The organism is Streptomyces sp. NPDC001544 (assembly GCF_042894285.1).
In the GTDB taxonomy this organism is placed as follows: Bacteria; Actinomycetota; Actinomycetes; order Streptomycetales; family Streptomycetaceae; genus Streptomyces.
In genome coordinates, this window is sequence record NZ_JBIAVN010000003.1 from 1 (window position 1) to 13,463 (window position 13,463).

General features: G+C 70.2%; 13 protein-coding genes and 1 rRNA gene. 4 read left to right on the top strand and 10 right to left on the bottom strand.

From position 1 onward, the window contains the following. Positions 1-95: ribosomal RNA gene (gene rrf / locus ACFY0F_RS09810) — 5S ribosomal RNA — on the top strand; the annotation flags it as partial. Between the two features lie 68 nt (positions 96-163). Next, entirely contained in the window at positions 164-715 is a 552-nt protein-coding gene (locus ACFY0F_RS09815) for a GNAT family N-acetyltransferase (RefSeq protein WP_388791371.1), read from the top strand. 4 nt (positions 716-719) lie between these two features. Here ACFY0F_RS09815 and ACFY0F_RS09820 read toward each other — a convergent pair whose 3' ends face one another. The 8 genes from ACFY0F_RS09820 to ACFY0F_RS09855 form a co-directional block, all read right to left on the bottom strand. Continuing rightward, complete coding sequence (locus ACFY0F_RS09820; RefSeq protein ID WP_388791373.1) at positions 720-2,210, bottom strand: type VI secretion protein; 1,491 nt, start codon at positions 2,208-2,210, stop codon at positions 720-722. A gap of 10 nt (positions 2,211-2,220) precedes the next feature. Next, positions 2,221-3,648: an ATP-binding protein gene (locus ACFY0F_RS09825; protein ID WP_388791375.1), complete on the bottom strand. Its 1,428-nt coding sequence runs from the start codon at positions 3,646-3,648 to the stop codon at positions 2,221-2,223. A gap of 14 nt (positions 3,649-3,662) precedes the next feature. Then, the gene (locus tag ACFY0F_RS09830; RefSeq protein ID WP_388791377.1) at positions 3,663-5,222 is read right to left on the bottom strand and encodes an SCO6880 family protein; all 1,560 of its coding nucleotides are present in this window, start codon (positions 5,220-5,222) and stop codon (positions 3,663-3,665) included. Then, entirely contained in the window at positions 5,219-6,526 is a 1,308-nt protein-coding gene (locus tag ACFY0F_RS09835) for a hypothetical protein (protein ID WP_388791379.1), read from the bottom strand. The genes ACFY0F_RS09830 and ACFY0F_RS09835 overlap by 4 nt, the downstream gene beginning before the upstream one ends. After that, on the bottom strand, positions 6,516-7,340 hold the full coding sequence (locus ACFY0F_RS09840) for a hypothetical protein (protein ID WP_388791381.1): 825 nt from the start codon (positions 7,338-7,340) through the stop codon (positions 6,516-6,518). The genes ACFY0F_RS09835 and ACFY0F_RS09840 overlap by 11 nt, the downstream gene beginning before the upstream one ends. 193 nt (positions 7,341-7,533) lie before the next feature. Continuing rightward, complete coding sequence (locus tag ACFY0F_RS09845; protein ID WP_014673544.1) at positions 7,534-7,842, bottom strand: hypothetical protein; 309 nt, start codon at positions 7,840-7,842, stop codon at positions 7,534-7,536. A 439-nt stretch (positions 7,843-8,281) separates the two neighbouring features. After that, positions 8,282-9,610, bottom strand: a complete 1,329-nt coding sequence (locus ACFY0F_RS09850) for a peptidase S8 (RefSeq protein ID WP_388791383.1) — start codon at positions 9,608-9,610, stop codon at positions 8,282-8,284. 261 nt (positions 9,611-9,871) lie between these two features. After that, positions 9,872-10,474 (bottom strand): TetR/AcrR family transcriptional regulator, encoded by a 603-nt coding sequence (locus ACFY0F_RS09855; RefSeq protein WP_388791385.1) that lies wholly within the window; start codon positions 10,472-10,474, stop codon positions 9,872-9,874. 89 nt (positions 10,475-10,563) lie between these two features. Between ACFY0F_RS09855 and ACFY0F_RS09860 the strand changes: the two genes are divergently transcribed. Further along, the gene (locus ACFY0F_RS09860; protein ID WP_388791387.1) at positions 10,564-11,487 is read left to right on the top strand and encodes an oxidoreductase; all 924 of its coding nucleotides are present in this window, start codon (positions 10,564-10,566) and stop codon (positions 11,485-11,487) included. On the opposite strand, the gene ACFY0F_RS09865 is transcribed toward ACFY0F_RS09860, so the two are convergent. Both ACFY0F_RS09865 and ACFY0F_RS09870 read right to left on the bottom strand, forming a co-directional pair. After that, entirely contained in the window at positions 11,484-11,741 is a 258-nt protein-coding gene (locus ACFY0F_RS09865; protein WP_388791389.1) for a DUF397 domain-containing protein, read from the bottom strand. The genes ACFY0F_RS09860 and ACFY0F_RS09865 overlap by 4 nt on opposite strands. Further along, positions 11,734-11,925, bottom strand: coding sequence for a DUF397 domain-containing protein (locus ACFY0F_RS09870; RefSeq protein WP_388791391.1), 192 nt, complete (start codon positions 11,923-11,925; stop codon positions 11,734-11,736). The genes ACFY0F_RS09865 and ACFY0F_RS09870 overlap by 8 nt, the downstream gene beginning before the upstream one ends. A gap of 613 nt (positions 11,926-12,538) precedes the next feature. On the opposite strand from ACFY0F_RS09870, the gene ACFY0F_RS09875 reads away from it, so the two are divergent. Continuing rightward, on the top strand, positions 12,539-13,321 hold the full coding sequence (locus ACFY0F_RS09875) for a trypsin-like serine peptidase (RefSeq protein WP_388792383.1): 783 nt from the start codon (positions 12,539-12,541) through the stop codon (positions 13,319-13,321). Positions 13,322-13,463 lie beyond the last annotated feature (142 nt).

The following is a 13,463-nucleotide window of genomic DNA, read 5'->3' on the forward strand; positions in this document are numbered from 1 at the left end:
AAACGCCCGGTTACATTCCGAACCCGGAAGCTAAGCCTCACAGCGCCGATGGTACTGCAGGGGGGACCCTGTGGGAGAGTAGGACACCGCCGAACAAATATTGAAAAAGGCCCACACCTAATCAGGTGTGGGCCTTTTTGCGTTTCCGGTTACTGTGAGACGCATGAACTACGTCATCCGCTCCATACGCGCCGACGAGTGGCCCGCAGTCAAGGCGTTGCGCCTTCTCGCGCTCCGGGACCCGATCGCGCACCTCGCCTTCCTGGAGTCGTACGAGGAGGCCGAGGCCAAGCCGGACTCCTTCTGGCAGGAGCGGGCGGCCGGCGCCTCGGAAGGGTCCTCCACCGTCCGGCAGTTCGTCGTGGAAGGCCCCGACAACGAGTGGGCCGGCACCCTCACCGTGCTGATGGAGGAGTCCGGAACCAAGGACTGGGCGGGGCTTCCCGTGGAGCGGCGGCAAGGACACGTCGTCGGCGTGTATATGCGGCCCGAGCACCGCGGGTGCGGTCTGACCGAGGTGCTGTTCGACGAGGCCGTGCAGTGGGCCTGGGCGGCCGGCGCGGAACGGGTGCGGCTCATGGTGCACGAGGACAACGGGCGTGCGCAGCGCTTCTACCGCAGGGCCGGGTTCAGGCCGAGCGGTGTCACCGTTCCGTTCTTCAGGGACGCTGCCCAGCGGGAGCTGGAGTTCGTGCTCGAGCGGGACGGCGGCTGACGGGCTACACCGGCAACTCGTCGTGGGGCCAGCGGGTGCGGGCCTGTTCGCGGGAGCGGAGCAGGGCCAGCGTGGGCAGGCCGCGGTCCGTTCCCGTGGACAGGAGGTCCGGGAGCTGGGAGATCGGGGCGACGGCCGCGACGTCCTCCAGGACCAGGGTGAGTGGTGGGTCGAGCCGACCGGAGGATGACCGTTCGGCCATGCGCCGGCCGCGCTCGACCACGCTGGAGACGAGGGCCGTCAGGAACGGCATCGCACCGGGAGCCGTCCTCGGGTCCTCGATGGATTCACCGAGCACATAAAGCGTGCCCCCTTCGTCGACGAAGGAATCCAGGGCAAGGGCATCAGTTCGGTTTGCCGTGCAGGCCTCGCGGATGTTGACCGTGGAGAGCGCCGACAGGGCACGGCTCGTCAACTCGTGTGCCATGTCCCGGCGGTCGGGGTGCGAGGTGAGCGCGGCCTCCAGCTCGCCCGCGGCGCCGGGAGCCGCTTTCGGGTGCGTACGCAGGACGCGGACCGCGTCCTGGATCTGGGTGCCCTGGGCCCAGCGGTGGAGGTGGCGGATGCTGCGGTTGTCGAGGGCGGCGGCGTGGAGGTAGCTGCGCAGGAGTGTCTCGGCGGTGTCGCTGACCGCCTGGTCCAGCCGGGCGGTCGGCCGGACCGGAGTGAGCAGGGCGGCCGCTCGCTGTACCGCCGTCTGCTTGTCCTCGCAGCCCGCGGTCGGGGACCAGTGCAGGCGGGCGGGTGTGTCGCAGAGGTGGGCGGGATCGTAGAGGAGGACAGGGCCCAGTTTGGCTCTCGCGTCCTTGGTTTCCTGCCAGAGCGCGGCATGGGAGCTGACGACGACGAGGGGACCTTCGGCGTCGCGGATGGCCTGGGCCGCGTCGGCCAGACGGTCCGCGGGGGCGCAGTACAGCACCGCGCCCTCGGCGGGCTTCGTGAAGGTACGAGGCTCCTCAGGCTCCGGTTCCCTCCGGGGCGCAGGCACCTCGTGCACAGGCTCGGGCACCTCATGCACAGGCTCGGGCACCTCATGCACAGGCCGGGGAGCGTCATTCACAGACCCGGGAACCTCGTAGGGAGACACCGGTGCCGGCACCGCCCCCTTGTGGAGCCTCCGCCGGACCCGCCCCGCCCGCCACCGGGCGACCGTGCCGATCACGAACACGGTCAGCACGAACAGCACCATCAGCTGCCCTATGAACAGCCCCCAGAACAGCCCGTACCCCGACAGCTGGGCCGCCGGGGTGTCCGGCCAGGCGCCGGTCATGTCGTGCGGTCGGCCGATGAGGTGGCGCATGGCCGTGGGCGTGTGGGTGAAGGTGACCCCGGACGGCCACGCGCCACCCGCGAACCAGCCCGCGAGACCCGTCGCCGTCCACACCAGCAGGGTCATGCCGAGCAGGAAGGCGATCAGACCGATCAGCAGACCGTCGGGAATGCCGCCCTGGCCCTCCCGGCGTCCCCGCCCGTGGTCGCGGTCGTCGGGTCTCACGCCGCCTCCCTTACGCCACCGTCGACTCCGACGACCCGTCCAGGTCGCCGATGTGCTGCTCCACGAAGGCCGCCGCCCGCTGCTCCGCCTCCAGTTCGGCGGCGCGCAGGGCGTCGTCGTACGGCTCGAGGTCGCTGGACGACTCGGTCATCGCGCGGTCGGTGAAGACCAGGGGGCGTTCCGTCTCGGTGACCAGGTGTTTGACCACCTGGACGTTGCCGTTGACGTCCCAGACCGCGATGCCCGGGGTGAGCGTCGGGATGATCTCCACCGCCCAGCGGGGCAGTCCGAGCACCCGGCCGGTCGCTCGGGCCTCGTCCGCCTTCTGGGCGTAGATCGTCCGCGTCGACGCCATCTTCAGGATGGCCGCGGCCTCCTTAGCCGCCGCCCCGTCGACCACGTCACTCAGGTGGTGCACCACCGCCACGAACGACAGACCGAGCCGGCGTCCGAACTTCAGCAGCCGCTGGAAGAGCTGCGCGACGAACGGGCTGTTGATGATGTGCCAGGCCTCCTCGACCAGGAAGATGCGCTTCTTCCGGTCGGGGCGGATCCACGTGTGCTCCAGCCACACTCCGACGATCGCCATCAGGATGGGCATGGCGATGGAGTTGCGGTCGATGTGGGAGAGGTCGAAGACGATCAGCGGGGCGTCGAGGTCGATGCCGACCGTGGTCGGGCCGTCGAACATGCCCCGCAGGTCACCGTCGACCAGGCGGTCCAGCACCAGGGCGACGTCGAGTCCCCAGGCCCGTACGTCGTCTATGGCGACGTTCATCGCCTCGGCCGACTCGGGCTCCGGGTGCCGTAGCTGCTCGACGATGTCGGAGAGCACGGGCTGGCGCTCGACGATCGTCTCGTTGACGAACGAGTGGGCGACCTTCAGGGCGAAGCCGGAGCGCTCGTCGAGGCCGTGGCCCATCGCGACCTCGATGATGGTGCGCAGCAGGGCGAGCTGACCGGTCGTCGTGATCGACGGGTCCAGGGGGTTGAGCCGGATCCCGTGGTTGAGGGCGGCGGTCGGGTCCAGCCGGATGGGGGTTATCCCCAGCTCCTCCGCGATGAGGTTCCACTCGCCCACGCCGTCCTCGCCCTGCGCGTCGAGGACGACGACCTGGCGGTCGCGGAAGCGGAGCTGGCGCAGGACATACGTTTTCTCCAGCGCGGACTTGCCGTTGCCGGACTCGCCGAGGACCAGCCAGTGCGGGGCGGGGAGCTGCTGGCCGTACAACTGGAACGGGTCGTAGATGTAGCCCTTCCCGGAGTACACCTCGCGGCCGATGATGACGCCCGAGTCGCCGAGGCCGGGAGCGGCGGTCGGCAGGTAGACGGCCTGGGCCTGGCCCGTGGAGGTGCGCACCGGCAGCCGGGTCGTCTCGACCTTCCCGAAGAGGAAGGACGTGAAGGCGTCCGTGATGGCGGACAGCGGGTCCCGCATCAGGGCATCAACCCCTACCTTCGGATTCCGGTGGCGAACGGCAGCGTGTTCACGAACGCGCGGTGGTGCTCGCGGTCGCACCACTCCAGCTTGAGGTACGACTTTCCGGCGGACGCCCTTATCGTGCGCTTGTCGCGGTTCAGCGCCTCCGGGGAGCGCGAGGAGACGGTGATGTAGCCGACGAGGTTCACTCCGGCGGCGCCGCTGGCGAGGTCCTCGCCGCGCTGGTCCAGGCGGTTGTGGGCGGCGACGTCCCGCGGGTCCACCGTCCGGTTCATCTTGGCGGCTCGGGACGCCTCGGCGACGTCGTTGGTCTTCTCGGTCAGCATCCGCTCGATGGCGAGCTCGGTGGGTTCGAGGTCCATCGTCACGGCGACCGTACGGATCACGTCCGGGGTGTGGACGAGCAGCGGCGCCAGGAAGTTGACGCCGACCGGGGTCATCGGCCACTCCTTCACCCACGCCGTGGCATGGCACCAGGGCGCGCGGGTCGAGGACTCCCGGGTCTTCGCCTGGAGGTAGGTGGGCTCCATGGCGTCCAGCTCGGCCGGCCAGGCGTTGCGCTGCGTCATCGCCTGGATGTGGTCGATCGGGTGGTCGGGGTCGTACATGGAGTGGATGAGGGACGCCAGGCGCCCCTGTCCCAGGGGCTGGCGGACCCGGATGTCGGCCTCCTGCAGCCGCGAGCAGATGTCGGTCAGCTCACGGGCCATGACGACGGCGAGCCCCGCGTCCCGGTCCAGTTTCCGCCCGCCCTGCGGCCGGGCCGCGCGGGCCATGGCCTGTGCCTCGGCGGCCAGTTCGCGGGAGTAGTGCATGCAGGCGACGAGGTAGGCGCGGTGCTGCTCGCTGCTGGTGGACACCATCGACTGCAGCTGGTCGTACGACTGCCTGAGCCAGCCCGGGGCCCGCTCGTCGCCGCGCTGGGTGACGTCCTTGGCGTGGGCGTCGGGGTCGGCGGGCAGGGTGCGGGCGAGCATCTGCAGGCGGGTGACGAAGCCGTCGCCGTTCGCCACGTGCTTGAGCAGCGTGCCGAACCGGTCGACCAGGGCCTCCTGGTCCTCGGAGTCGCGCAGGCCGACGCCCGGGCCCTCGATCTCGATGGCGGCGGTGACGGTCTTGCGGTCGGCGTGCAGCAGTACGGCGATCTCGTCCGGCCCGAACGGCGCGGCCAGCCAGCTGATCCGTCCGATGCCGGGCGGCGGGCCGATCTCGACCTCACGCCCGTCCAGGCGCGTGCCGGCCTCCATCACGTCGGAGCGGTAGACGGCGGCCCGCTTGACGGTGCGTTTGAAGCTGCGGTTGATCTCGAACCACTTGTAGAAGGTGCGGCGCTTGTACGGCACGTAGACCGCCGCCAGCGCCAGCATCGGAAAGCCGGTCAGCAGCACGATGCGCAGCGACAGGACGGGGACGAGGAGCCCGCACATCATGCCGAGGAAGGCGCCCGCGATGATCAGCGCGATCTCGCCCGACTCGCGGTTCCGGCCGATGATGCCGTTCGGCCGGGCGCGGCCGATCAGATACGTACGGCGGGGCGTGACCGGATGCGACATGTGGGACTGGGTCGTCAACGCCCTTCACCTCCCGTGCGGTTGCTGCTGTTGCGGGTGTTGCCTGCGTGCGGTGTGTTGACCGGGCTCGGGGCGCGCGGCGCGGGTGCGGCCGCGCCGCCCCCGCTCGGGGTACGGCTGCTGTGCGCGGCCACTCCGCCGGAGGCCGGGTTGGCCGGGCGGGGGCCGCCGGACGACTGGCCGCCGCCCGCGCCGTTGCTGTCGGCGCGGGTGCTGTGCGTCTTGATGCCCTGGGCGACCAGGGTCGCCGGGGAGCTGATGACCGCGGCGGCCTTGCCCTCGGCGCCCTGCATGATGCGGTTGTTGCGGCCGCTGGCGATCTCGTCGCCGAAGCCCGGTACGAAACGGTAGATCATCGCGCTCGCGAAGATGGCGAGCAGGATGATGGCGAGCCCGGAGACGACCGCGGAGAAGGCGTCCGGGCCGTTGTCGCCGGACAGTGCCCCGGCGAGGCCCAGCACGATGACGATGACGGGCTTCACCAGGATGACCGCGATCATGATCCCGGCCCAGCGCCGGACGTGTCCCCACAGGTTCTTGTCCACCAGGCCCGCGTAGACGACGGTGCCGAGGAGGGCGCCGACGTAGAGCAGGGCGGCGCGGATCACGAGCTCCAGCCAGAGGATGCCGGCGGCGAGGATGCTGACCAGGGACACGACGATCAGCATGATCGGGCCGCCGCCGATGTCGTCTCCCTTGCCCAGGGCGCCGGAGAACGTCCCGAAGAACGTGTCCGTCTGGTCGCCGGTGGCTTTCGCGAGTACGTCCGAGACGCCGTCGGTGGCCGATACGACCGTGTACAGGATCAGCGGCGTGAACGCGCTGGCCAGCACGGTCAGCCAGAGGAACCCGACGGCTTCCGAGATGGCGGTGGTGAGCGGAACGCCGCGCACCGCCCGCTTGGCCACGGCCAGCAGCCACAGCAGGAGCGTGAGGATCGTCGACGCCGCGAAGACCACCGCGTACTGCTGGAGGAACTTCTCGTTCGTGAAGTCGACGTTGGCCGTCTCCTTCACCGCGTCACTCAACTTGCCGATCGTCCACGACGCGGCCTCGGCGCAGCCCTTGGCCAGGGAGGAGAGGGGGTCTTGGGTGCTGGAGGGAGGGACGTCGGATGTGAGGCCGTGCTTGTTGCCCCTTTCGCAGTACGACTTGGCTGCGCCGCGAATGAGGTCACATGGGTCGTTGCTCTTGGACGGGGACGGAGTTGGTTCGGCGACGGCTTGGGAAGCGAGCAGCACCATGCTGGTCTGTGCCACGGTGAAAACCGCCGTCACTTTGAGCATGCGGTGGCTAGCGCGCATACGTGAACCCTCCGTACTCCTCGACGGCCTTCGTCATGTCGTCAGCGGTGGAGGCCTTCTGGTCGCGGCCGACTGGAACAGGGCCGTCCTTCTGCTGGAAGTCCGTGATCTTCCAGTCGTTGTCGGCCCACTTCATTTCGTACGTGGTGGTGTACCAGCTCTCGGTGACAGGGTTGGTCGACGCCCCGCCGGACAGGCCGAACAGCGAGGTGTACCAGACCTGCACGGTGGCGTTGTCCCCGGTCATCGAGGTGACCTTGGTGCCCACGGGGATGACCCGAGAGACGAAGGTCTGGCCACTTGGCGCGCTGCCGTCCTTGGTGAGCCCGATGTTGGTGAGGAACGACTGGCTGGAGTAAGCCTTGTCCATGGCCGGCTGCCTGCGGACTGCTACATCGGGGGCATAGACGGTGTTGACGATCGCGTGCCGCCGGTCGGTGTTGAACATCTCAGCCGAGCCCAGTGCCACGGAGTAGTTCGCGGCCGCACTCTCCGCCCCCTGCTGATCCCGCGAGAACCCCGTGGGGATCCCCCCTGCCTTGGAAGCCACCGGCTTCGTCCCGCTGGCCGCGGTGGTCGCGACCTCGGGCTTGGCCCCTGAGCCCGCGTCACCGCCGGAGGCGTCGTCGTCGCCGCGGTTCGCGAAGGCGATCGCCGCGATGAGGAGGACGACCACGCCGACCACCGTGACCAGGCTCCTGGAGGATGACCGACCGCCTCGGCGGGCCCCGCCGTAGGGGTCGGTCTCCCGTTCGGGCAGCCGGGTTCTGGTCTCGCCCGCGCCGCCGTGACCCTGCTCGTCTCCGAGACTCATGCCGCGTACGCCCCCTCGACCTCGACCTCGTACCGGAACGCGTAGAAGTACGACGGTAGCCGTGCTGGTTCCCGCGCGGGCGCGGTGTGGTGACTCGACATCAGGGAAACGCAACCTCAGCCGGTGGGCACGACGGGCGGGTGGGGTGGTGGGGGGCCGGGCGTGCCCGGAGGACTGGAGGAGTGGGAGTCCGCTACACGGCCATCCCGTACACGATGGTGAACAGTGTGCCGAGGGAACCGATGATGAAGACGCCCGTCAGACCGGCGATGATGAGGCCTTTGCCCTGTTCGGCGCTGAACGTGTCCCGCAGGGCCGTCGCACCGATGCGCTGCTTGGCCGCGCCCCAGACGGCGATGCCCAGGCAGAGCAGGATCGCCACGGCCATCACCACCTCGATCATCACCTTGGCTTCGTTGCCCAGGCTGCCGAAGGGCCCCCAGTCCGGAGCGATTCCGCCGATGATGGTGTTGATGTCTCCCTTGTCGGCCGCAAAGAGCATGTAAGTCACCGCCCCTGGTGGGTTGTTCCGCAGTCCCCCTGCCCTGTGCAGAGGTCAGGCCTCATTGTCGCCGACAATCTCGCTGCCATATGTCGACTTGGCGTCATTGTCGGGCTGGTTTCGTACGAATGACTCGTCTGGTCACTCTGTGTATCACGGCAGGTCACGCCGGGCAATGACGCCTGGGCGGAACCTGCCGTGTGGTTGTGTCGTTGTGCTTCTCTACGACCGGGCACGCTTTCTGACGGCTGGTCGGGTGACGCTTGTCGGGACGATGGTCTCACGAGGAAGCGGCACCGGCGGTGGCTCAGACCCAGAAAGAGGAAAGGGTCACGGCCGGCTGCCGTGACCCTTTCCCTCGTGTGCCGGCGAGAGGGCCCCACGTTCCCCTCGCCGTGGCGGCTCCCCGTGACCCGACGGGGAGGTCATGCCGTGGGGTTCACCCGGTGAAGGCGGTGGTGCCCTCCGGGGTGCCCCAGCCGGTGGGGCCGTCGTAGCCGGACCTGGCGGTGCACAGGTAGCTCGCGCTGGACGAGCAGCTGCCGTTGCTGCCGCTGGTGACGTCGTTGAGGGCCGAGGTGCCGGCCGACTCGTACGGGTACTCGGCGGGGTAGTCGCCGCTGCCGGGGGTGCCGGCGAGGGCGTAGACGCCGGCGATGATCGGGGCGGACGCGCTGGTGCCGCCGAAGGTGTACCAGCCGGCGGTGACCCCGTAGGAGTCGTAGACCGCGACGCCGGTGGCGGGGTCGGCCACGGCCGAGACGTCGGCGACGGCCCGCTTGCCGCATCCGGTGTCGGTCTGCCAGCTCGGCTTGGCGTCGTAGGAGGAGCAGCCGGAGCCGGTGCCCTCGGTGCTGCTGGTGCTCCAGACGCTCTCGCTCCAGCCGCGGGAGTTCGAGGAGGTGGACAGGGCGGTGCCGCCGACGGCGGTCACGTACTTCGACGCGGCCGGGTACTCCGCGCCGTAGCCCTCGTCGCCGGCGCTGACGGTGACGGCTACGCCCGGGTGGTTGAAGTACGAGGAGTCGTACGAGGTGTCGCTGGACGACTCGGAGCCGCCGTAGCTGTTGGAGACGAACTTGGCGCCGAGCTTGACCGCTTCGTTGACCGCGGTGCCGAGGTTGGTCATGGAGGAGGACTTGGCCTCGACGAGCAGGATGTTGCACTGCGGGCAGGTCGCGGAGGCCATGTCCAGGTCTAGCGACTCCTCCTCGGCCCAGCCGCTGTCGGCGGAGGGCAGGGAGGTGGTGGAGCCGGTCTGGCTGACCTTCTTGAAGCAGCCGTTGGAGGTCGTGCAGGAGGGGAGGCCGTAGTACGAGCGGTACTTCGCCAGGTCGGCCGCGGCGTTCGGGTCGTCGTACGCGTCGACGATCGCGATGGTCTCGCCGGAACCGTTCGTGGCGGCGGCGTCGGTCAGGCCGTAGGCGTCCTGGAGGTCGCTCGGGCCGTAACCGGTGGGGGCCGCGGCGGCGGCCTTGGGGGTGACCTTCGCGGTCTTGCCGGTCAGCTCGGCCTGCGCCTTCTGGAAGGCGGTGGTGCCGCCGGTGACCCGGAAGGAGTTGCAGGCGAGGTCGCCCTTGTGCTTGGGCGTGGCGCAGGGGGTGGCGGCCCAGGTCACCTTTGCGGGGGTGGCAGCGGTGGTCGCGGCGCTCGCCTGGGCGGCGGTGTCCAGTCCGGTGAACGCGAGCGCGGCGGTGGCGACGGCGACGGAGCCGATGCGGCGCCATCTGCCGGATATGTGGGGGGAGTCGGGGGTGGTCGTACGCAACGTACAGCCTCCTGGGAAGGGTGGACAGAGGCCTGCGGGTGGGGGGACCACCGATGTGCTCACCGGTGGGGGCGGCGGCCCGGCACGACGATTGCTTGTTGAGTACGCGACAACAAGACGGCTGGCGGAATCCTGACTCCCGCGTTACCGAAACGAGCGCCCGGCTTACTGGTCATTGGCGGGCGGATGGCGCCGGGGTGGGGGTGGCTTGACCCGGCGCACAGCCCGGTCACAGCCTGGGCGCCGCGGGTTCTGTGGGTTTCAGCGGGGCTTGAGGCCGTGCAGCAGGTGGTGTACGTGCTCGTCCAGGCCGGCGAGTGCCTGCTCGGCCGGGATCCTGCCACCCGCGGCGAAGGTGGCGAGCCCGTGCATGCTCGCGCCGGCGACGAGGGTGAGGTGCGCCGGGTCGCCCGCGACGATCTCGCCCCGCGCCTGCGCGTCCGCGATCAGCCGCTCGAAGGCCCCACCGGAGCGGTCGACGGCCTCGGCCAGCTGGGCGGAGGCGTCGGGGTCGTGCTTGAGCGTGAACATCAGCTCCAGTAGCGCGGCGTTCTCGACGGCGAACCCGACGTAGGCCCTGGCCAGCGCGGTCAGTCGCGGCTCCAGCGGCACTCCGGGATCGTCCGCGGCCTCCAGCGCCCCGGTCAGCCGCTCGTAACCGGACAGCGCCAGGGCGTCGAGCAGGGCCTGCTTGTCCTTGAAGTGCCGACCGGGAGCGGCGTGGCTCACCCCCACCTCACGGGCCAGCTCGCGCAGGGAGAGCGCGCCGGCCCCCCGGTCGCGCAGGGTGCGCTCGGCGGCCGCGAGGAGGGCGGCGCGCAGGTCTCCGTGGTGATAGGGGCGGCTCTCGGGCATGCGGACCATGCTATCGGCATGTAGGCGGCGACAGCATAGTTGGCATCGCCATCATTGTTGTCATTGACAGCATTGTTGGCGCCGTCTACTTTGAGGTCATGGCTGACAAGACCGACGCGCCCGCGGCGCGCACATGGAACGCGACCCACCTCCCCGACCTCTCCGGCCGCACCGCCGTCGTCACCGGCGCCAACAGCGGCATCGGCTTCACCGCCGTCGACGCGCTGGCCCGCGCCGGCGCGCACGTGGTGCTCGCCGTACGGGACCCCGAACGCGGCCGGAGCGCCGCCGCCCGGGTGACCGGCAGCACGGAGGTGCGCCGACTCGACCTCGCCGACCTGGCCTCCGTCCGGGAGTTCGCCGACTCCTGGCAGGACGGGCCGATCGACCTGCTGATCAACAACGCGGGCGTGATGATGCTCCCGGAGCAGCGGACCAAGGACGGCTTCGAGATGCAGTTCGGCACGAACCATCTCGGCCACTTCGCCCTGACGAACCTGCTGCTGCCCCACGTGCGGGACCGCGTGGTGACCGTCTCCTCCGGCGCCCACCGCATGGGCGACCGCAGGATCAGTTTCGACGACACGAACCTCACGGGCCGCTATACCCCGCAGCGCGCCTACTCCCAGTCCAAACTGGCGAACCTCTTGTTCACCCTGGAACTCCAGCGCCGCCTGACCGGGTCGGGCTCCCCCGTCCGCGCCCTCGCCGCCCACCCCGGCTGGGCGGCCACCAACCTGCAGAGCCACACCGCCAACCCGGTGGCTCGCCTCGTCATGCGGATCGGCAACGGGTTCCTGGCCCAGGACGACAGGGCGGGGGCGCTGCCCACCCTGTACGCCGCCACCCAGGACCTTCCCGGCGCGAGCTACGTCGGCCCCGACGGCTTCCTTGAGATGCGGGGTGCCCCCACCCTCGTCGGACGCACCACGGCGGCGAGCGATCCGGTGGCGGCGCGGCGGCTCTGGGCGCTGTCGGAGGAGCTCACGGGGGTGCGGTGGCCGCTGGGGGTGACTCTTTAGGACCCCTTGCTCTCCATGCCCTCGACGCCCTCCACGAAGTGGTCGAACTCGCCCGCCTGCACGCCGAGTACGAAGGCGTCCCACTTGCGCCGGTTGGTGGTGACCACGTTGTCCGGGTCGCTGGTCTCGCGGATGTAGACCGGGGCCTCCCCGTCGTCCCCCTCGCCAAAGGCGATCTCGATCCAGGGCCCCGGCCCGGTCGCCTCCGGCGGGGCGGCGCGCTCCCAGGTGAGGTCGGGGGGGATGTCAGGCATGGGCGGGCTCCTTCTTGAGTGAGGACAGGAGGGCGGCGAAGGCGGCCGGGGCCGCCGTGAGTATGGACCCCGTGGGGTCGCCGCTCTCGATCATGTGCGTCGATGCGGGCGTTGCGGCGACGTGTATGCAGGACTCGCCTTCACCGCAGTACGACGACTTCTGCCAGCCGGGGTTGCTGATCATGCCTGCCTCTCAGGTCGGCGCCGCACTGCCCGGAAGCGCACCGCCGACGGGACGGCAGGCCACTGGGTCGTCGAGCAACTCCCCTCAGTGCTCGGAGCGTTCCATGACCACCGTATCCCCGGCCTGGGCCTGCACCCTCCAACTCCCGCGCGATCCGCGCGCACCGGGGATCGCCCGCGCAACCCTCCGCACGGTCCTGTCCGCTCACGACCTCACCGCACTCACCCCCACCGCCGAACTCCTCGCGGCCGCGCTCCTCACCAACGCCCACCGCCACACCCGGGGCACCTACGCCCTCCGTCTCCTCTCGACGGAGGCGGGAGGTGTCCGGGTGGCCGTCTGGGACACCGATCCCCGGGTCCCGCGAGGCTTCGAGGCGGAGGCCGGCCCGGCCGCCGCGCCGCCGCTCGATGCCGAGGGCGGGCGCGGGCTGCACCTGGTGCGGGCTTGTGCGGACGCCTGGGGGGTATCCGCGTTGCGGGAATTGGAGGCTTCCAAGGGCGGGAAGCTGTTGTGGGCCGATTGCCGTCGGGTCGATGATGGCCGCGATTCACAGCCAGATCTCAGCTGGGCAAGGAACGGATTCTCACCTTCGAGGGACACAGTGGGCCTGGTGAAGCGCACCTCACGCATCTCGTTCACCTCACGACCCTCGCTGCTCGGAGTCGTTGTGCTGCTGGCGCTGACGTCGGCCTCCGTCGCGGCGGCCGACGACGGGCCGGGCCCCCTCGGTGTCACCGCCGGGACCGTTCCGACGAAGGAGAGCGCACGGATAGGTGCGATCTTCGGCGCGGACCGGGCCGACAAGCTCGCCGGGGGCCACTTCTGCACCGCCTCCGTCGTCCACAGCGCCCACGGCAACCTCATCGTCACGGCCGCGCACTGCGTGGACGGGGACGACGGCGGCGACCTGGTGTTCGTTCCGGGTTACCGGAACGGCGAGGCGCCGTACGGCCTGTGGAAGGTGAAGAGGCGGTTCCTGGCGGACGGGTGGTCCAAGGAGCAGGACGAGGACAGCGACGTGGCGTTCGCGGTGGTGGAGGGGCTGGGCGGCGAGCAGGGCAAGCGGCTGGAGGACGTCGTCGGCGCCAACCGCTTCGCCACGGGGGTGGCGACCGGCGCCACCGCTGTGACGGTGACCGGGTATCCCAACTCCGGCGAGGCCCCCATCACCTGCACCAACAAGCCCCGCGCGCACAGCAGCACCCAGCAGCGGATCTCCTGCCCCGACTTCACCGGCGGGACCAGCGGCAGCCCCTGGATCAACGGGGACCACCAGGTCGTAGGCATCCTGGGCGGCCACGAGCAGGGCGGGGCGACGGCCGACGTCTCCTACAGCGTGGTCCTGGGGGCGGAGGCAGCCAGGCTCTACCGGGAGGCGGCGGCGGATCCCTGAGCCGGGGTGGGGGCACGTGAGCTGGACCCCGGTTGGTCGGTTGCCGTGGGGCCGCCCGCTTCTTTTGCAGTGTCGGGCTGGAGCGGCCCCCACGGCAACCGCCCAGTCGGCGCCCGCATCACCCACCCCCCGAACCCCGCCC